17 protein-coding genes are annotated in these 18,561 nt (G+C 72.8%); 6 read left to right on the top strand and 11 right to left on the bottom strand.

The window, feature by feature from the left end; genetic code table 11:
• Positions 1 to 2 precede the first annotated feature (2 nt).
• The 3 genes from zwf to pgl all read left to right on the top strand — a co-directional run bounded on the left by zwf (position 3) and on the right by pgl (position 3,489).
• On the top strand, positions 3 to 1,544 hold the full coding sequence (zwf, locus tag ACGFIG_RS13670; protein WP_393002484.1) for a glucose-6-phosphate dehydrogenase: 1,542 nt from the start codon (positions 3 to 5) through the stop codon (positions 1,542 to 1,544).
• Between the two features lie 91 nt (positions 1,545 to 1,635).
• Positions 1,636 to 2,652 (top strand): glucose-6-phosphate dehydrogenase assembly protein OpcA, encoded by a 1,017-nt coding sequence (locus ACGFIG_RS13665; protein ID WP_393002482.1) that lies wholly within the window; start codon positions 1,636 to 1,638, stop codon positions 2,650 to 2,652.
• Between the two features lie 66 nt (positions 2,653 to 2,718).
• The gene (pgl, locus tag ACGFIG_RS13660; protein ID WP_393002480.1) at positions 2,719 to 3,489 is read left to right on the top strand and encodes a 6-phosphogluconolactonase; all 771 of its coding nucleotides are present in this window, start codon (positions 2,719 to 2,721) and stop codon (positions 3,487 to 3,489) included.
• A gap of 75 nt (positions 3,490 to 3,564) precedes the next feature.
• On the opposite strand, the gene ACGFIG_RS13655 is transcribed toward pgl, so the two are convergent.
• From ACGFIG_RS13655 to rapZ, 8 genes are all read right to left on the bottom strand, one after another.
• On the bottom strand, positions 3,565 to 3,915 hold the full coding sequence (locus ACGFIG_RS13655; protein WP_393002478.1) for an RNA polymerase-binding protein RbpA: 351 nt from the start codon (positions 3,913 to 3,915) through the stop codon (positions 3,565 to 3,567).
• A gap of 131 nt (positions 3,916 to 4,046) precedes the next feature.
• On the bottom strand, positions 4,047 to 4,310 hold the full coding sequence (gene secG, locus ACGFIG_RS13650; RefSeq protein WP_121400676.1) for a preprotein translocase subunit SecG: 264 nt from the start codon (positions 4,308 to 4,310) through the stop codon (positions 4,047 to 4,049).
• A 95-nt stretch (positions 4,311 to 4,405) separates the two neighbouring features.
• Positions 4,406 to 5,197, bottom strand: coding sequence for a triose-phosphate isomerase (gene tpiA / locus ACGFIG_RS13645; protein ID WP_393002476.1), 792 nt, complete (start codon positions 5,195 to 5,197; stop codon positions 4,406 to 4,408).
• Positions 5,197 to 6,396 (bottom strand): phosphoglycerate kinase, encoded by a 1,200-nt coding sequence (locus ACGFIG_RS13640; RefSeq protein ID WP_393002474.1) that lies wholly within the window; start codon positions 6,394 to 6,396, stop codon positions 5,197 to 5,199. The genes tpiA and ACGFIG_RS13640 overlap by 1 nt, the downstream gene beginning before the upstream one ends.
• Before the next feature lie 35 nt (positions 6,397 to 6,431).
• The gene (gene gap, locus ACGFIG_RS13635) at positions 6,432 to 7,436 is read right to left on the bottom strand and encodes a type I glyceraldehyde-3-phosphate dehydrogenase (protein WP_393002472.1); all 1,005 of its coding nucleotides are present in this window, start codon (positions 7,434 to 7,436) and stop codon (positions 6,432 to 6,434) included.
• 264 nt (positions 7,437 to 7,700) lie between these two features.
• On the bottom strand, positions 7,701 to 8,681 hold the full coding sequence (whiA, locus tag ACGFIG_RS13630) for a DNA-binding protein WhiA (RefSeq protein ID WP_088992890.1): 981 nt from the start codon (positions 8,679 to 8,681) through the stop codon (positions 7,701 to 7,703).
• 54 nt (positions 8,682 to 8,735) lie between these two features.
• Positions 8,736 to 9,827 (bottom strand): 2-phospho-L-lactate transferase CofD family protein, encoded by a 1,092-nt coding sequence (locus tag ACGFIG_RS13625; protein ID WP_393002470.1) that lies wholly within the window; start codon positions 9,825 to 9,827, stop codon positions 8,736 to 8,738.
• Positions 9,824 to 10,711: an RNase adapter RapZ gene (rapZ, locus tag ACGFIG_RS13620; RefSeq protein WP_393002931.1), complete on the bottom strand. Its 888-nt coding sequence runs from the start codon at positions 10,709 to 10,711 to the stop codon at positions 9,824 to 9,826. The genes ACGFIG_RS13625 and rapZ overlap by 4 nt, the downstream gene beginning before the upstream one ends.
• Before the next feature lie 299 nt (positions 10,712 to 11,010).
• On the opposite strand from rapZ, the gene ACGFIG_RS13615 reads away from it, so the two are divergent.
• Together ACGFIG_RS13615 and recQ are read left to right on the top strand one after the other, a co-directional pair.
• On the top strand, positions 11,011 to 11,355 hold the full coding sequence (locus ACGFIG_RS13615; protein ID WP_393002468.1) for a hypothetical protein: 345 nt from the start codon (positions 11,011 to 11,013) through the stop codon (positions 11,353 to 11,355).
• A gap of 109 nt (positions 11,356 to 11,464) precedes the next feature.
• Complete coding sequence (gene recQ / locus ACGFIG_RS13610) at positions 11,465 to 13,318, top strand: DNA helicase RecQ (protein WP_393002466.1); 1,854 nt, start codon at positions 11,465 to 11,467, stop codon at positions 13,316 to 13,318.
• Between the two features lie 169 nt (positions 13,319 to 13,487).
• Here recQ and ACGFIG_RS13605 read toward each other — a convergent pair whose 3' ends face one another.
• A complete protein-coding gene (locus ACGFIG_RS13605) occupies positions 13,488 to 14,330 on the bottom strand; it encodes an NAD(P)H-binding protein (RefSeq protein ID WP_393002464.1) in 843 nt (280 codons plus the stop codon).
• A gap of 80 nt (positions 14,331 to 14,410) precedes the next feature.
• Here ACGFIG_RS13605 and ACGFIG_RS13600 point away from each other — a divergent pair, with 80 nt between their 5' ends.
• A complete protein-coding gene (locus ACGFIG_RS13600; RefSeq protein ID WP_393002462.1) occupies positions 14,411 to 15,052 on the top strand; it encodes a TetR/AcrR family transcriptional regulator in 642 nt (213 codons plus the stop codon).
• A gap of 62 nt (positions 15,053 to 15,114) precedes the next feature.
• On the opposite strand, the gene uvrC is transcribed toward ACGFIG_RS13600, so the two are convergent.
• Together uvrC and ACGFIG_RS13590 are read right to left on the bottom strand one after the other, a co-directional pair.
• Positions 15,115 to 17,103, bottom strand: a complete 1,989-nt coding sequence (uvrC, locus tag ACGFIG_RS13595; protein ID WP_393002460.1) for an excinuclease ABC subunit UvrC — start codon at positions 17,101 to 17,103, stop codon at positions 15,115 to 15,117.
• Between the two features lie 9 nt (positions 17,104 to 17,112).
• Positions 17,113 to 18,462, bottom strand: a complete 1,350-nt coding sequence (locus tag ACGFIG_RS13590; RefSeq protein WP_393002458.1) for a jacalin-like lectin — start codon at positions 18,460 to 18,462, stop codon at positions 17,113 to 17,115.
• Positions 18,463 to 18,561: the final 99 nt, after the last annotated feature.

Below are 18,561 nucleotides of genomic sequence, written 5' to 3'. Positions count from 1 at the left end.
GCATGGACGACGCGGAGCGAGGAGGCGGCGTGAACCCCCTACGCGACCCGCAGGACCGCCGGCTGCCGAGGATCCCGGAGCCGTGCGCTCTGGTGATCTTCGGCGTCACCGGTGACCTGGCCCGCAAGAAGCTCCTGCCCGCCGTGTACGACCTGGCGAACCGGGGGCTGCTGCCCCCGGGCTTCGCCGTGCTCGGCTTCGCCCGCCGGGACTGGGGCGACGGGGACTTCGAGTCGCTCGCCCACGAGGCCGCCAAGAAGCACGCCCGCACCCCCTGGCGGGAGGAGGTGTGGGCGCGGCTCGTGGGCAACATCAAGTTCGTCGGCGGCTCGTTCGACGACGACGCCGCGTTCGACCACCTCTCCGAGATGCTCGACGAGCTGCGCCAGACGCACGGCATCCCCGGCAACGCCGCCTTCTACTTCTCCATCCCCCCGGCGGCGTTCCCCGTGGTCCTCAAGCAGCTGGCCCGCACCGGGATGGCCGACAACGCCAAGTCCGGCGGCTGGCGCCGGGTCGTGGTGGAGAAGCCCTTCGGGCACGACCTGCCCTCGGCGAAGGCGCTCAACGACCTGGTCGACGACGTCTTCACCCGCAAGGACGTCTTCCGCATCGACCACTACCTGGGCAAGGAGACCGTCCAGAACATCCTCGCCCTGCGGTTCGCCAACAACCTGTTCGAGCCGCTGTGGAACTCCCAGTACGTCGACTCGGTGCAGATCACCATGGCCGAGGACGTCGGCATCGGCACCCGCGCCGGCTTCTACGACTCGGCCGGCGCGGCCCGGGACGTGTTCCAGAACCACCTGCTCCAACTGCTGGCGCTGGTGGCGATGGAGGAGCCGACGAGCTTCGACGCCGACGAGATCCGCACGGAGAAGCTCAAGGTGCTCCGGGCGATCACGCTGCCCAAGGACGTCGCCAAGGGCACCGTACGCGGCCAGTACCTGCCCGGCTGGGTGGGCGGCGAGCGTGCCGTCGGGTACCTGGAGGAGGAGGGCGTCCCGGAGGACTCCACCACGGAGACCTACGTGGCCGTCCGGCTCGGCATCCAGAACCGCCGCTGGGCGGAGGTGCCGTTCTACATCCGGGCCGGCAAGCGGCTGCCGCGTCGCGTCACCGAGGTCGCGATCATGTTCAAGCGGGCGCCGCACCTGCCGTTCAACGCCGCCGACATGGAGTCGCTGGGCAACAACCAGCTCGTGATCCGCGTACAGCCGGACGAGGGCGTCGTGCTCAAGTTCGGCTCCAAGGTGCCCGGCACGACGATGGAGGTCCGCGACATCGCCATGGACTTCCAGTACGGCGAGGCGTTCACCGAGGCCAGCCCCGAGGCGTACGAGCGGCTCGTGCTGGACGTGCTGATCGGCGACCGTACGCTCTTCCCGGACGCCGCCGAGGTCGAGCAGAGCTGGCAGGTGGTGGACCCGTTGGAGCACGCGTGGGCGGGCACGAAGCCGGAGCCGTACCGGGCCGGCGAGTGGGGCCCCCGGGCCGCCGACGAGATGCTGGCCCGCGAGGGCCGGGCCTGGCGCAGAGCGTGAGCGCGAGGAGTGAGCCGGTTCTGCGAGCCCCGCAGTCGCGAACGAAGACAAGCGCCGTGAGCAGCCGCAGCGAGCAAACCAGGAGGCTCCATTGATCGGCCTGTGGGACACCACCGGCAACGAGGTGGTCAAGGCGCTCGCCGCCGAGCGGCGCAGCGCCGGCGGGGTGGCCAGCGGCATGGCGCTCACCCTGATCGTGGTCGTGGACGAGAAGCGGGTCCGCGAGGCGGAGGCGGCGGCGACGATAGCCGCCGCCGCCCACCCCTGCCGGCTGCTGGTGGTGGTCCGCACCGACGTGGAGCGCGAGCGCAACCGGCTGGACGCGGAGATCGTCGTCGGCGGGCGGCTCGGCCCGTGCGAGGCGGTGGTCACCCGGATGTACGGGCGGCTGGCCCTGCACGCCGAGTCGGTGGTGATGCCGCTGCTGGTGCCGGACGTGCCGGTGGTGACGTGGTGGCACGGCGAGCCGCCGGCCGAGATCTCCACGGACTTCCTCGGCGTGGTGGCCGACCGGCGGATCACCGACTGCGCGCAGGCCGCCGATCCGATCGAGGCGCTGCGCCAGCGGGCCCGCGACTACGCGCCCGGCGACACCGACCTGGCGTGGACCCGGATCACCCCGTGGCGCACCCTGGTGGCGGGGGCGTTCGACACCACCCAGGCCCGGGTGACCGAGGCGACCGTGGTGGCCCCGCCCACCGACCCGACCGCCGCGCTGATGCGGGGTTGGCTGGCGGCGCGGCTCGGCATCGAGCCGGTGTGGGAGCACAGCGACGCGTCGCCCCGGATGCGGGAGGTGCAGCTGCGCTGCGCCAACGGCGACACGCTGACCCTGACCCGGGACGACAGCGTGGCGACGTTCCGGCGTACCGGCCAGGAGGACCGTCAGCTGCCGCTCGTCCGCCGGCCGCTGGGCGACGAACTGGCGGAGGAGCTGCGCCGGCTCGACGCCGACCAGGTGTACGCGGAGGCGCTGGGTACGGCGGCCGGGCTGGCCGGCCTCGACCAGCGCCCACCGCAGCGGGTGCACGTCTGGAAGGACCCGGCCACGGCCCAGCGGGCCGAGGCGGGGGTCACCGCGCACGTGGGTACGAGCGCCGAGCGCTGAGCCCCGGTCCCCGGGGCGTTACGGAAGACCGGCCGCGCGGGCGGCCGGAGAAACGAAGGCAGACAGATGAGTGAGGCGAGTGTCGCCGTCCACGCCGACGCCGACCTGCTGGCCCAGGCGGTGGCCGCCCGGCTGGTGGTCAAGCTGCTCGACGCGCAGGCCGAGCGGGGCCAGGCGTCGGTGGTGCTGACCGGCGGGCGGATAGCCGCGGCGGTGCACCGGGCGGTGGCGGCGCTGCCCGCCCGCGACGCCGTGGACTGGTCCCGGGTCGACGTCTGGTGGGGCGACGAGCGGTTCCTGCCCGCCGGCGACTCCGAGCGCAACGAGACCCAGGCCCGCGCCACGCTGCTGGACGCGGTGCCGCTGGATCCGGCCCGGGTACACCCGATGCCGGCCTCCGACGGGCCGGCCGGGGCGGACCCGGAGGAGGCGGCGGCCCGGTACGCCGAGGAACTGGCCCGCGCGGCACGCCCGGGGCACGCCGCACTCCCCCACTTCGACGTGTTGATGCTGGGCGTCGGCGAGGACGGGCACGTCGCCTCGGTCTTCCCCGAGCATCCGGTGCACCACGACAGCCGGCCGGTCAGCGCGGTGCGGGGCAGCCCGAAGCCCCCGCCCGTACGGACCACGCTGACCCTCCCGGCGATCAACACGGCCGAGGAGGTCTGGTTGGTGGCCAGCGGCGCCGACAAGGCGCGGGCCGTCGGCATGGCGCTGGCCGGGGCGGGCCCGGTGCAGCTGCCGGCGGCGGGGGCACGGGGCACGGGCCGCACCCTCTGGCTGCTGGACCGGGCGGCGGCGGCCGACGTACCGGCCCGCCTGCGCAGCCTGCGCTGACGAAAGAAGGACCCCTCGTCGACGCCGGGCGTGGACGAGGGGTCCTTTGCTGTCCGCCGTGGGCGGGAGGGCCAGCTAGCCGGTGGAGCGGCCACGACGGCGGCGCAGGGCGGCGAGGGCCTCGGCCAGGAGGGCCGCCCCCTCCTCCGCGGTGCGCCGCTCCTTCACGTACGCCAGGTGGGTCTTGTAGGGCTCGGGCCGGGTGCGGCCGGGCGGGTTCTGCGCGTCCTGACCGGCGGGGATGCCGCAGCGCGGGCAGTCCCACAGTTGCGGCGCCTCGACCTCGGCGGCGAGCCGGATCTCGGTGTGGTGGTCGTTGCGGCACCAGTAGGTGACCGTCCGGCGCGGGGCCGGCTGGTGACGCTCGGCGCGGCGGTCGGGCGCGGACCCGACCCGGGTGCCCCGGATGACGTTGCCAGTGGGCACGGCTGCTCGCTCCTGTCGTCGGAGGGGAACCGCCGCGGAGGGGGCGGCGGGCGACGCGGTGCAGCGGGTGAAACGGACTGCGCGCGGCCCGTCGGTGACGGACCGCGCGCAGATTGTACGACTTGACGGCCTCAGACCGTGCCGCTGGCCATCTGGAGGCGGAGCCAGAGCCCCAGCCCGACGATGCAGGCGAACCAGACGATACCCACCAGGACGGTGTAGCGGTCGAGGTTCTTCTCCGCCACCGAGGAGCCGGCGAGGCTGGAGCTGACGCCACCGCCGAACATGCTCGACAACCCGCCACCCTTACCGCGGTGCAGCAGGATCAGCATCGTCAGCAGGATGCTCGTGATGACCAGCAACACGATCAACGTGTATGCGAACCAGATCGGCATGGCTGGGGTCAGTCCTCTCGTTACGATCCTCGCCCGGGCAGATCGGGCACGGTGGCACCGACCGACGGACGGGCGGAGTCAAGGATAGCGAGCGATCAGCGGGCGATGTGCTCCGGGAACCGGCAGATCTTCGCGAACTCCTCGGCGTCCAGGCTCGCGCCGCCCACCAACGCCCCGTCGACGTCCGGCTGGGCCATGATCGCCGCGACGTTGGAGGACTTGACCGACCCGCCGTAGAGGATCCGGACCTGCGCGGCGGTGTCCTGGCCGAAGGACTCGGCGAGGCGCTGACGGACCGCGCCGCACACCTCCTGGGCGTCCTCCGGGGTGGCCGTCTTGCCCGTGCCGATCGCCCAGACCGGCTCGTACGCCACCACGACCTTCGTCACCTGCTCGGCGGTCAGCCCCTTCAGCGCGCCGTCGAGCTGGTCGCTGCAGTGCGCCACGTGGGTGCCCTTGTCGCGCACGTCGAGCCCCTCCCCCACGCAGAGGATCGGGGTGAGCCCGTGGGTCAGCGCGGCCTGCACCTTGGCGTTGACGATGGCGTCGTCCTCGTGGTGGTAGGCCCGCCGCTCCGAGTGCCCGATCACCACGTAGGTGCAGCCCAGCTTCGCCAGCATGGAGCCGGAGATGTCCCCGGTGTAGGCCCCCGACGCGTGCGGCGAGAGGTCCTGCGCGCCGTAGCCGATGAGCAGCTTGTCGCCGTCCACGGCGGTCTGCACCGTACGCAGGTCGGTGAACGGCGGCAGGACCACCGTCTCGACGTCCGTGAGCTGCTTCTCGGTGAGGCTGGCCGCCAGCTTCTGCACCAGCAGGTTGGCCTCGAGGTGGTTGCAGTTCATCTTCCAGTTGCCGGCCATCAGGGGCCGGCGGGTGACGCTCGCCATCAGTTCTCCAGGGCCGCGATGCCGGGGAGGGTCTTGCCCTCCAGGTATTCCAGGGAGGCGCCACCGCCGGTGGAGATGTGCCCGAAGGACGACTCGTCCAGCCCGAGCGCGCGGACCGCCGCCGCCGAGTCACCGCCGCCGACGACGGTGAACGCGTCGGCCTTCGCGATCGTCTCGGCGATGCCCCTGGTGCCGTGGGCGAACGCCGGCATCTCGAACACGCCCATCGGGCCGTTCCAGAAGATCGTCCGCGCGCCCTTGAGGGCGGCGGCGAACCCGGCGACCGTCTCCGGCCCGATGTCGAGCCCCACCCGCTTGCTGGGGATGCCGTCGGCCGGCACGGTGTCGTGCGCGGCGTCCGGGGCGAACGCGTCCGCGGCCACCACGTCGACCGGGAGCATAATCTTGCCCTCGGAGCGCTCCAGCAGGTTGCGGCAGGTCTCGACCATCTCCTCCTCCAGCAGCGAGGAGCCCACCTCGTGGCCCTGGGCCTTGAGGAAGGTGAAGCACATCCCGCCGCCGATGAGCAGCCGGTCGACCGTCGGCAGCAGCGCCTCGATCACCGCCAGCTTGTCGGAGACCTTCGAGCCGCCGAGCACCACGACGTACGGGCGCTCCGGCTCGCCGGTCAGCCGGGACAGGACCTCCACCTCGCGCAGCACCAGCCGGCCGGCGACGTGCGGCAGCCGGGCCGGCACGTCGTGGACGCTGGCGTGCTTGCGGTGCACCGCGCCGAACGCGTCGTCGACGTACGCGTCGGCGAACGCGGCGAGCTGGTCGGCGAAGGCGCCCCGCTCGGCGTCGTCCTTGCTGGTCTCGCCGGAGTTGAAGCGCAGGTTCTCCAGCAGCGCCACCTCGCCGTCGGCGAGCGCGTCCACCGTGGAGCGGGCGGACTCGCCGACCGTGTCGGAGGCGAAGTGCACCCGCGTGCCGAGCAGCTCACCGAGGCGACCGGCGACCGGGCTCAGGCTGAACTGCGGGTCCGGCGCGCCCTTCGGGCGGCCCAGGTGCGAGCAGACGACCACCTTGGCGCCGGCCTCCACCAGCGCGCCGAGCGTCGGCAGCACCGCGCGGATGCGACCGTCGTCAGTGATGTCGCCGGTCTGCTTGTCGAGCGGGACGTTCAGGTCGGCGCGCACCAGCACGCGCCGACCCGACACCCCCTCGGCGAGCAGGTCGTCGAGGGTACGGATGCTCACTTAGGCCAGCCCTCCGTTCGTGGCAGACGGCTCACTCACAGGGACTTACCGACCAGCTTGACCAGGTCGACCAGGCGGTTCGAGTAGCCCCACTCGTTGTCGTACCAGCCGACGACCTTGACCTGGTTGCCGACGACCTTGGTCAGCGGCGCGTCGAAGATGCACGACGCCGGGTCGGTGACGATGTCGGCGGAGACGATCGGGTCGTCGTTGTAGACCAGGATGCCCTTGAGCGGGCCCTCGGCGGCGGCCTTCAGCGCGGCGTTGACCTCGTCCACCGTGGTCTCCCGGTTGACGTCGACCGTCAGGTCGGTGGCCGAGCCGGTCGGGATCGGCACGCGCAGCGCGTAGCCGTCCAGCTTGCCCTTGAGCTCCGGCAGCACCAGGCCGATCGCCTTCGCCGCGCCGGTCGAGGTCGGCACGATGTTCAGCGCGGCGGCGCGGGCCCGACGCAGGTCGGAGTGCGGCGCGTCCTGCAGGTTCTGGTCCTGGGTGTACGCGTGGATCGTCGTCATCAGGCCGTGCTGGATGCCGAACGTGTCGTGCAGGACCTTCGCCATCGGCGCGAGGCAGTTGGTGGTGCAGGAGGCGTTCGAGATGATGGTGTGCTTGGCCGGGTCGTACTGGTCGTGGTTGACGCCCATGACGACCGTGACGTCCTCGTTCTTCGCCGGGGCGGAGATGATGACCTTCTTGGCCCCGCCGTCGACGTGCGCCTTCGCCTTGGTGGCGTCGGTGAAGAAGCCGGTGGACTCGATGACCACGTCCGCGCCGACCTCGCCCCACGGCAGCTTCGACGGGTCCTTCTCGGCGTACGCCTTGATGGTCTTGCCACCCACGGTGATCTCGTCGGCGGTGGCCTTCACCTCGTGCGGGAGGCGGCCCAGGATGCTGTCGTACTTGAGCAGGTGGGCGAGCGTGGCGTTGTCGGTCAGGTCGTTGACCGCCACGACCTCGATGTCAGCGCCGGACGCCAGCACTGCCCGGAAGAAGTTGCGGCCGATCCGGCCGAAGCCGTTGATGCCAACCCGGATGGTCACAGGTCCCATCTCCTTGCGTTCTGGTCCGCCGGCGTAAGACCCGGGCCGGCGGAGGTGTGTGCGCCGACCGTTGGAGCCGGCCGTTGACGGTTCATCTCGGCCACCCCGCCGCGGTCTCGAAGGACCTGACCGCCCGAGGCGGTGTGCACGGCGAGGAGTGCCTGTGCCGGCCTCCTTGCCGTACGCAGCGACCTTATCCGAGCGTGCGGCGCAGTGCAGCGCCGGGTGGTGATCCCACCGACACCGTCGACCCGCTCCGTCCTATCAGACCACGAGCATGTCGGGCGTGACGGCTGCTTCCGTATCCGGGATGCCCAGGTCCCGGGCCCGCTTGTCGGCCAGCGCCAGCAACCGGCGGATCCGGCCGGCGATCGCGTCCTTGGTCAACGGCGGGTCGGCCAACGCGCCCAACTCCTCCAGGGAGGCCTGCCGGTGCTCCAGACGCAGCCGGCCGGCCGAGGTGAGGTGGTGGGGCGCGTCGTCGGCGAGGATCTCCAACGCCCGCGTCACCCGGGCGGCGGCGGCGACGGCGGCCCGCGCCGAGCGGCGCAGGTTGGCGTCGTCGAAGTTGGCCAGCCGGTTCGCCGTGGCCCGCACCTCGCGGCGCACCCGACGCTCCTCCCACGCCAGCACGCTGGAGTGGGCGCCGATCCGGGTGAGCAGCGCGGCGATCGCGTCGCCGTCCTTGACCACCACCCGGTCCACGCCACGCACCTCGCGGTTCTTGGCGGTGATGCCGATGCGCCGGGCCGCACCCACCAGGGCCAGCGCGGACTCCGGGCCGGGGCAGGTGATCTCCAGCGCGCTGGAGCGACCCGGCTCGGTCAGCGAGCCGTGCGCCATGAACGCGCCGCGCCAGGCCGACACCGCACAGCAGACGTTCGCGGCGACGACGTGCGGCGGCAGGCCCCGCACCGGGCGCCCCCGCACGTCGAGCAGCCCGGTCTGTCGCGCGAGGGCCTCACCGTCCTTGACCACCCGGACGATGAAGTGGCTGCCCTTGCGCAGCCCACCGGACGCGAGCACGTGGATCTCGCTCGGATAGCCGTAGACCTCGGCGATCTCCCGCCGCAGCCGTCGGGCCACCGCCCCGGTGTCGAGTTCGGCCTCCACCACCACCCGACCGGAGACGATGTGCAGCCCGCCGGCGAAGCGCAGCAGCGCCGCCATCTCCGCCCGCCGGCAGCAGGGCTTGGGCACGTCGACCCGACTCAGCTCGTCCTTGACCGCAGCCGTCATCGCCATTGTGCGTCCCCTCACGGACCTGTTCCGGCGTGTCGCCGGAGATTACGTACGTGTCTAACGATCGGCGCCCAGGACAGGCACCAGTGCGGCGCCCAGGGCGGCTGGATCATGACGGGGAGTGCCGTCGGTGACCGCGATGGGAGCGAGGACCAGGCGGGCACCCAGCGATTCTGCCGCACGGGCGACCGGTTCGGGGTCACCCGCCGCCTTGGAATCGGCGACCACCCGGTCGACCCTCAGCTCCGGCAGATAGGCGCGCAGCGCGGCCAGATGGTCGGCCTGGGAGAGCCCCGACGTCTCCTTCTCCGCGGCGAGGTTCAGCGTGACGAGCCGCCGCGCCGGGCTGGCGACGACAGCGGCGGCGAGCTGCGGCACCAGCAGGTGCGGCAGCACGCTCGTGTACCAACTGCCCGGGCCGAAGATCAGCCAGTCGGCCGTGCCGATCGCGGCCACCGCCTGCGGGCAGGCCTCCGGCGCGGCCGGGGTGAGTCGCAACGACTCCACCCGCCCCGTGGTAACGGCGACCTGGTGCTGACCGGTGACCGTACGCACCTCGTCCGGCCGGCGCGGATCGGCGCCGCGCACCCGCGCCTCGATGCCCACCGGCTCACACGACATCGGCAGCACCCGGCCCACCGCGCCGAGCATCGCGCCGGCGTGTTCCAGGGCGGCCACCGGGTCGCCGAGCAGCTCCATCAGCCCGCAGAGCACCAGGTTGCCCACCGCATGCCCGGCCAATCCGTCGCCACTCTCCCGCGCAGCCTCGGCCGCCCCGGCCCCCGCCACGGGGGAAGGTGCCCTGCCCGCAGCGGAGACGTCGGGACGGCGACCGCCCGGTCCGCTGCCGGCACGGGCCGGTTCGTCGGCGCCGGGCGCGGACACCTTGGCGAAGCGGTGCTGGAAGAGGCTCGCGCTGCGCCGGGTGGCCGGGTGGTCCCCGGCCAGCGCGACCAGCGCCTGCCGCAGGTCCCCCGGGGGCAGGCCGCCCCGCTCGGCCCGCAGCCGGCCGCTGGAGCCGCCGTCGTCGCCGACGGTGACCACCGCCGTGATGTCCAGGTCCAGCTCGGGCGCGCAGCGGCGCAGGGCGCGCAGTGAGGCGGACAGGCCGTGCCCGCCGCCGAAGGCGACCACGCGCGTCGCCGTCACTCGCGCCCCAGATCGCGGTGCTGGGCGTTGGCCGCCAGACCCGAGTGGCGCAGCCGGGCGGCCAACTCCTCGGCGATGGCCACGCTGCGGTGCTTGCCGCCCGTGCAGCCGACCGCCACGGTCAGGTAGCGCTTGCCCTCCCGCTCGAAGCCGGCCGTGGTGGCGTTGACCAGGTCGGCGTACGACGTGACGAAGGCGTCCGCGCCCTCCTGCCCCAGCACGTACGAGCTGACCGCCTCCTCCCGCCCGGTGTGCTCGCGCAACTCCGGCACCCAGTACGGGTTGGGCAGGAACCGGGCGTCGAGCACGAAGTCGGCGTCCGGCGGCAGTCCGTACTTGAAGCCGAAGGAGAGCACGGTGAGGCGCAGCCGGCGGGCGTCCTCGCCGCCGAAGAGCTCCTCGACGCGGCGGCGCAGCTGGTTGACGTTCAGGTGGCTGGTGTCGATGATCACGTCGGCCTGGTCGCGGGCCTCCTCCAGCAGGCCGCGCTCGACCGCGATGCCGTCGGCGAGCCGCCCGTCGCCCTGCAACGGGTGCGAGCGCCGGACGCTCTCGAACCGCCGGATCAGCACCTCGTCGTCGGCGTCGACGAAGACCACCCGGGGCGAGAAGCCGCGCTCCTTCAGCTCCCGGATCGCCCCCGCCAGGTCGGTGGAGAAGGCGCGCGAGCGCACGTCCAGCACCATCGCCGTACGCCGGGCCGCCCCGCCCGCCTTGAACGCCAGCTCGGCCATGTCGAGCATCAGCGCCTGGGGCAGGTTGTCCACCACGTAGAACCCGACGTTCTCCAGCGCCCTCGCCACCGTGCTGCGACCGCCGCCGGAGAGCCCGGTGACCACCACCAGGGTGGTGTCCGACTCCGCCGGTGTCTGCTGCCCGGTCACTGTCACGCTCCGTTCCTCGGCCGTACGCGACTCGCCCACCTGACTACCCCCAAGCCGTGGCGCCGCGGCCGACACCCCCGGCCGCGCATGGTCAATCAGCGACTCTATCCCGCACCGTCCCCGCGTCGCCGGCACGCCCCGCGCCACGTCGCCGCCCCGGTGGCGAGCGCGCCACGGGCGGTGCGACCTGCGGCGCGAGGGTCGCGCTCCCGACAGGCGGACACCTTGATGACGATCAGTGAGCATCCATACGCTTAGCGCCATCGCCGCAGGTGGCGGCCATTTTCCGGGGAGGCACAGTGCACGATCTGGCGGAAAAGAACAAATACGTCGGCTTCCTGCTCATGAGGATCAGCCCGGAGTACTTCGCCCTGGGCCAGGAGGGCATCCACGAGATCTCCGCCGAGCACGCCCGCGACCTGGCGCGCTTCGCGAAGCAGCTCACCCACGTGGTCTGCACCGGGGTCAACGGCCGCTACGACCAGGTGACCATGGTCGAGGCGGACACCCTGGAGGAGATCAACGCGGCGGCCACGGCGTTCCGGACGGGCAACAAGGGCCGCTACATCGAGATCGTCGACATCGTGGTGGGGATGAAGGCCCCGCCGCGCGGACTGGCGAAGAGGTCCGCCCAGCCCGACTGAGCGCCCCGGAGCCGCCGGACCGGGACGCCGTGGTCCGGCCCGTCGAGGTCCGGCGCGACCCGCCCGCTCGGTTCACCCGGCTGTCGGGGAGGGTTCGTAGAATCCCCGGATGGCTTCCCCCACCGACCTGCGTACCTCCGACGCCCTGGAGGTGCTGCGCCGGGTGTTCGGCTACGACGCCTTCCGCGGCTTCCAGCAGGAGGTGATCGACCACGTGGTGGCCGGCGGCGACGCGCTGGTCCTGATGCCCACCGGCGGCGGCAAGTCGCTGTGCTACCAGATCCCGGCGCTGGTCCGCGACGGCGTGGCGGTGGTGCTCTCCCCGCTGATCGCGCTCATGCAGGACCAGGTCGACGCGCTGACCGCGGTCGGCGTCCGGGCCGGCTTCCTGAACTCCACCCAGGATCTCGACGCCCGCCGGGAGGTGGAGCGGGCGTTCGTCGGCGGCGAGCTGGACCTGCTCTACCTCGCCCCGGAGGCGCTGGGCACCCGCGGTGTGCAGCAGCTGCTCGACCGGGGCCGGATCGCCCTGTTCGCCATCGACGAGGCGCACTGCGTGTCGCAGTGGGGGCACGACTTCCGCCCCGACTACCTCGCCCTGTCGATGCTGCACGAGCGCTGGCCGGACGTACCCCGCATCGCGCTGACCGCCACCGCGACCAGCGCGACCCGCGACGAGATCGCCACCCGGCTCAAGCTCACCGACGCCCGGCACTTCGTGGCCAGCTTCGACCGGCCCAACATCCAGTACCGGATCGTGCCCAAGCGCGAGCCGCGCAAGCAGCTGCTCGGTCTGCTGCGCGACGAGCACCCCGGCGACGCGGGCATCGTCTACTGCCTGTCGCGCGCGTCGGTGGAGAAGACGGCGGAGTTCCTCACCGCCAACGGTGTCGCCGCGCTGCCCTACCACGCCGGCCTGGACGCGGCGACCCGCGCCCGCAACCAGCAGCGCTTCCTGCGCGAGGACGGCCTGGTGATGGTGGCGACCATCGCGTTCGGGATGGGCATCGACAAGCCCGACGTCCGCTTCGTCGCCCACCTCGACCTGCCCAAGTCGGTCGAGGGCTACTACCAGGAGACCGGCCGCGCCGGGCGTGACGGGCTGCCGTCGACCGCCTGGCTGGCGTACGGGCTGCAGGACGTGGTGCAGCAGCGCAAGATGATCGAGACCTCCGACGGGGACCTCACCCACCGGCGCAACCTCGCCGCCCACCTCGACGCGATGCTGGCGCTCTGCGAGACGGTCCGCTGCCGGCGCGGGCAGCTGCTCGACTACTTCGGCGAGAAGGCGACCGCCGCCTGCGGCAACTGCGACACCTGCCTCAGCCCGCCGGAGTCCTGGGACGGCACGGTCGCGGCGCAGAAGCTGCTCTCCACGGTCTTCCGGCTCGACCGGGAACGCAACCAGCGCTTCGGCGCGGGGCACTGCGTCGACATCCTGCTCGGCCGCACCACCGACAAGATCACCCAGTACGGCCACGACTCGCTGACCGTCTTCGGCATCGGCACCGAGCTGCGCGAGGCCGAGTGGCGCGGCGTGGTACGGCAACTGCTGGCCGAAGGGCTGCTGGCCGTCGAGGGCGACTACGGCACGCTGGCCCTCACCGAGGCGAGCGCCGAGGTGCTGGGCCGCCGCCGCACGGTGATGATGCGCCGCGAGCCGGAGAAGGTGGCCTCCGCGCGGGCGGCCAAGCCGCGTGGGGCGGCCACGGTCGTCGCCGAGCTGTCCCCGGCCGCCGCCGAGGTCTTCGAGCGGCTGCGCGCCTGGCGGGGGGCCACCGCCAAGGAACAGGGCGTCCCGGCGTACGTGATCTTCCACGACGCCACCCTGCGGCAGATCGCCACCGACGCGCCGACGTCCCTGCGGGAGCTGTCCGCCGTCAGCGGCGTGGGCGAGAACAAGCTCGCGAAGTACGGCGAGCAGATCCTGACGGTCCTCGCCGACGGGGCCGGGCCGGCCTGAACCCGCCGCAGCCGGCGTCTCGCCCCGGCGGCGGACACCATCGCCGCCGGGGCGAGCGGCTCTCCCGGGCGAAGGTGACCGGCCTCGGCCGGTTCCCGGTGGCTGAGGCCGGGGCGCCACGGGCCGAGGTGCGCCTCGTCCGCCCCTCTGCTTCGGCGTCACGACGTGGTCAGCGGAAGGCGTCGGCGTGCTCGGCCACGAACTCGGCGAGGGTGCGGGGCGGGCGACCGGTCACGTCGCGGACGACGCTCGTCGTGCCGGCCCAACGCCCGTCGCCGACGAGGCTCATCAGCGCGGCGAGGTCGTCGGCCAGGCCGGCCGGCATCCCGGCTCGGCGGAGGCGCTCGGCCATCTCGGACGGGGTCAGGTCGACGTACCGCACGGGCCGGCCCAGGGTCGCGCTCATCACCTCGGCGATCTCGGCGTGCGTCGGCGCCTCGGCACCGGTCACCACCAGCGTCGCGTCCTCCCCGACGGGCCGGGTCAGCACGACGGCGGCCACCGCCGCGACGTCCCGGGCGTCGACGTAGCCGACCCGGCCCGCGCCGTAGCTGCCGTGGAACCGGCCCTCGCCGTCGGCGGACACGACGTCGGCGGGGAGGTTCTGCATGAAGCCCACCGGCTGCAGGATCGTCCAGGGCAGCCCCGACCGCTTCAGATGTGTCTCGACCTCGCCGTGCATGCCCTGGCCGAGCAGCCCACCGGGCGCGGCGTCCCGCACCGACACCTTCACCACCTGGGCGATGCCCACCTCGGCGGCGAGGTCGATGATCCTGCGCTGCTGGTCGACGAAGTTCGGGCCGAGGGAGCCGTTCAACAGCAGTCGCGCTCCCGGGGCGAGGGCCCGCCTGATCGAGTCGGGATCGTCGAAGTCGCCGAGCACGTAGTCGCCGCCCAACTGCGCGCCCTGCTGGTGCTGCCGGACGAACGCGCGGCGCGGCGCATCCCACCGGTCGAGCCGTTCGATCAGGGCCCGGCCGATCTGTCCCGACGCCCCCATCACCACGATCACGACTACCTCCTAAGCGGAATGATGCCCTCCGGTTTCGCGGGATAGAATAACCGGAGGGCTGCATTCCGGATAGGGGTCAGGTGAAGCGCGACAAGTCGGGAGCCGGGTCGCTGCGGGCGGATGCCTCCCGCAACCTCGCCAAGATCCTCTCGGCCGCCCGTGCCGTCTTCGCGGAGGACGGACTCGCCGCCCCGATGGACCTGATCGCCCGCCGGGCCGGCGTCGGAATCGGCACGCTCTACCGCCGGTTCCCCACCCGCGACGCCCTCGTCGCCGCCATCGCCGAGGAGTACGTCACCGACCTCGTGGCCGTCACCCGTGAACTCGGCGAGGCCGAGCAGGACGTCCGGGCGGCGCTGTGCGGGCTGGTCGACTGGTGTGCGGAGCCGGGCCGCGGCGCCCTCGCGGCAGCCCTCGCCGACGTGCCCACGGAGCGGTTCCACGCCTCCCCGCCGTTCGCCCGGGCGCGCCACGAGTGGCTCGAACTCGTCGACGACCTCGTCCGCCGTGGGCAGCGGGACGGGGTGGTACGCCCCGACATCGGCACCGGCGACGTCGTGGGACTGCTCAACCTCTTCGCCTGCCACCCCGACCGACTGCCGGGGCAGGTCGGCGTCCAGCCCGGACGGTACCTGCGTCTCATGCTCGACGCGCTCCTGACCGGCCCGGCGCGGCTCGGCGAACTGCCCGGCGCGCCCGTCGATCTCGACGCCCTGCGGTGAGGGCTGGCCCCTCCCGCTCGACGCCCTGCGGTGAGGGCTGACCCCTCCCGCTCGTGCCCGCGTCAGCGGCCCCGCTGCGGCGACCCGGCGTTGTCGCTGCCGTGCAGGCTGGCGAGGATCGCCTCGGCCGTACGCCGGCCCACGCCGGGCACCTCGGTGATCTCCTCCACGGTGGCCGCGGAGAGCCGCTTGAGCGAGCCGAAGTGCCGCAGCAGCGCCTTGCGCCGCACCTCCCCCAGGCCCGGCACGCGATCCAGCGCCGACTCGGTCATCCGCTTGGAGCGCCGCTGCCGGTGGAAGGTGATGGCGAAGCGGTGCGCCTCGTCGCGTACCCGTTGCAGCAGGTAGAGCCCCTCCGAGGTGCGCGGCAGGATGACCGGGAACTCGTCGTCGGGCAGCCAGACCTCCTCCAGCCGCTTGGCCAGGCCGCACAGCGCCACGTCGTCGACTCCCAGCTCCGCGAGGGCCTGGGCCGCCGCCGCCACCTGCGGCGCGCCGCCGTCGACCACCACCAGCTGCGGCGGGTACGCGAACCTGCGGGGACGCCCGGTGGTCGGGTCGATGAGAGTGCCGACGCCGGGCTCGTCGGGCACACCCTGCCCCGCCGGGGCGGCCGGATCGTCGGTCGGCTCGACACCCGCCTCGCCCGTCTCGGCCCGGGCGTCCAGGTAGCGGGCGAAGCGGCGGCGCAGCACCTCCGACATCGCGGAGAGGTCGTCGGTGGCGCCCCGGATGATGAAGCGGCGGTATTCGCTCTTGCGGGGCAGCCCGTCCTCGAACACGACCATGCTCGCCACCACGTCGGTGCCCTGCATCTGGGAGATGTCGAAACACTCGATGCGCAACGGCGAGGTGCGCATGTCGAGGGCCTCGGTGATCTCGTCGAGCGCCTTGCTCCGGGTGGTCAGGTCACCGGCCCGGCGCAGCTTGTGCCGGGCGAGGGCGTCCTTGGCATTGCGTTCGACGGTCTCCAGCAGCGACCGCTTGTCGCCGCGCTGCGGCACCCGCAGGCTCACCCGGCTGCCCCGGTGGCCGGAGAGCCAGTCGGCCAGGGCCTCGGCGTCGGCGGGCAGCGCCGGCACGAGCAACTCGCGGGGCACGTCGGCCTCGCCCTGCTCGCCGCCGTAGACCTGGGTGCAGAAGTGGTGCACCAGATCGCCCGTGCTCAGTTCCTCGGTCTTCTCCACCACCCAGCCGCGCTGGCCACGGACCCGGCCGTCGCGGACGTGGAACACCTGGACGGCCGCTTCCAGCGGGTCGTCGGCGAACGCCACCACGTCGGCGTCGGTGCCGTCGCCGAGCACCACGGTCTGCTTCTCCATCGCCCGGCGCAGCGCGGCCACGTCGTCGCGCAGCCGGGCCGCCCGCTCGAACTCCAACTCCTCGCTGGCCTCGGTCATCTCCCGTTCCAGCCTGCGGACCATCGTGTCGGTGCGGCCGGCCATGAAGTCGCAGAAGCCGTCGACGATCTCCCGGTGCCGCTCCGGGGTGACGCTGCCGACGCAGGGAGCCGAGCACTTGCCGATGTAGCCCAGCAGGCAGGGGCGGCCGACCTGGCTGGCCCGCTTGAACACCCCGGCCGAGCAGGTGCGGGCCGGGAAGACCCGCAGCAGCAGGTCGAGCGTCTCGCGGATCGCCCAGGCGTGCGAGTAGGGCCCGAAGTAGCGCACCCCCTTGCGCTTCGCGCCCCGCATCACCTGCAACCGGGGGAACTCCTCGTCGAGGGTGACCGCGAGGTAGGGGTAGGACTTGTCGTCGCGGTAGCGGACGTTGAAACGCGGGTCGTACTGCTTGATCCAGGTGTATTCGAGCTGGAGCGCCTCGACCTCGGTGCCGACCGTGACCCAGTCCACCGACTCGGCGGTGGTGACCATCTGCTGGGTGCGCTGGTGCAGGCCCCACAGGTCGGCGAAGTAGGAATTCAGCCGGCTGCGCAGGTTCTTCGCCTTGCCGACGTAGATCACCCGGCCGGTGCCGTCGCGGAAACGGTAGACCCCCGGTGACTCCGGGATGGTGCCGGGCGCGGGACGGTAGGTCGAGGGGTCAGCCACACTCCGAGACTAGCCGCCGGCCCCGACAGTCCAGATCACGCCGAGCTGGTCGACCTCGCTGCCGGAGCGGCCGAAGAAGCCGGCGAGCCGCCCGCCGGTCGGGGCGGTGTAGGTCACCGCGTCGGAGGTCGGCGTGCCGCCGGTCAGCGTACGCCCGAGATTGGTGGTGAACCGGGCGGAGAAGATCCGCAGCTTGCCGTCCTTCTTCCCCTGGGTGAGGGTGACCTGGGTGACGTGCTCGCCCTCGGCCAACGCGAGGGTGCCCGCGGTGCCGCCCGTGCCGCCGTGGGTGAGGGTGACGCCGTCGGCGAGGCCGACGCCGACCTGGTCGAGCCGGGAGCCGCCGCGCAGCGACACGGCGGTGACCCGGGGGCCCACCCGGTCGGCGTCGCTGAACGGGGTGCCGCCCGGACCGCCCCAGGTGTCGCTGGCCCGCAGCCCGCTGGCGAGGGTCCAGCCGAACCAGGCGGCGTGCGGATAGTGGTCGGACAGCGGCTCGCCGGCCGGGTCGAGGAACCGGGCGTGCTCGTTGTGGTAGCGCGTCAGGGTCAGCCGGACCAGCCGGTTGCTCCGGTACAGGATCTTGTCGACCACCTCGCAGGCGTTCGTGACGTTCGCCGGGTCGCAGTTCAGCGCGGGGCTGCCGATGGCCGGGGGCACCCCGCCGCGTTCCTGCTGCACCCACGCGTCGGTGAGGCCGTTGGCGGCCACCAGGTCGCGGACGTTGTCCCCGGCGCGGGTGTAGCGGGCGTTGAGGTCGCCCGCCACGATCACGGCGTTGCCGGCGGAGTTGGCCGCGATGTACGCGGAGAGCTGGCTGAGGTTCGACCGCCGGGCGGCGAGGTCGGCCTCGGCACTGCCGGCGTTGGCGTGCACGTCGTAGAGGTCCACGAAGACCCCTTCGGCCAGCCGGACCCGGGAGCGGCTGAAGCCCTTCGGGGTGAGGCAGTCGAAGCCGTTGCAGTCGTCCCAGGTGACCCGGACCAGGTCGGCCACCGGGTGGTTGGACATCGTGTTGAGACCGTCGCCGAAGGGCACCCCGCCGCTGGTCGGGGTGCGGTACGGGTGCCGGTCGGTGGCGTACAGGTCGGCGTGGTAGTTGAAGTCCTCCTGGACGTGCACGATGTCGTAGGCGTTGACCCGCTCCCCGATCGGCCTGGTGTTGACGTCCGGCTTACTACCGGACAGCGGCTCGGGCAGGCCGGCCACGTTGTAGGTGAGCAGCGAGAAGGCACCGGAGGTGACGGCGGCCGGGGCGGAGGTGCCGGCGGCCGAGGCGGCCGGCGCGGACGGGGCGACCAGGGTCGCGGCCAGGGCGGCGGCCAGCGCCACGGAGGCGGTCAGACGGGCGGATCTCATCCGGCGTCCCTTCTCGGCGGTGCGACCGGTCCGACCGGAACCAGCCTGGGGATCGAAGGCTATCGAATCGATCCGGCCAGCTCAATGCGCACGGGCAGA

The sequence above is a fragment of the Micromonospora sp. NPDC049048 genome, assembly GCF_043197615.1.
Lineage (GTDB): Bacteria > Actinomycetota > Actinomycetes > Mycobacteriales > Micromonosporaceae > Micromonospora.
The sequence above is the reverse complement of the archived record's forward strand: the minus strand, read 5'-3'. Positions and strand labels throughout refer to the sequence as shown.

Bases quoted from the DNA above. Each gene is read 5' to 3' on its own strand.
- zwf (WP_393002484.1), top strand. From the start codon at position 3: ATGGACGACGCGGAGCGAGGAGGCGGCGTGAACCCCCTACGCGACCCG.
- pgl (WP_393002480.1), top strand. From the start codon at position 2,719: ATGAGTGAGGCGAGTGTCGCCGTCCACGCCGACGCCGACCTGCTGGCC.
- secG (WP_121400676.1), bottom strand. From the start codon at position 4,310: ATGCCGATCTGGTTCGCATACACGTTGATCGTGTTGCTGGTCATCACG.
- tpiA (WP_393002476.1), bottom strand. From the start codon at position 5,197: ATGGCGAGCGTCACCCGCCGGCCCCTGATGGCCGGCAACTGGAAGATG.
- whiA (WP_088992890.1), bottom strand. From the start codon at position 8,681: ATGGCGATGACGGCTGCGGTCAAGGACGAGCTGAGTCGGGTCGACGTG.
- recQ (WP_393002466.1), top strand. From the start codon at position 11,465: ATGGCTTCCCCCACCGACCTGCGTACCTCCGACGCCCTGGAGGTGCTG.
- ACGFIG_RS13590 (WP_393002458.1), bottom strand. From the start codon at position 18,462: ATGAGATCCGCCCGTCTGACCGCCTCCGTGGCGCTGGCCGCCGCCCTG.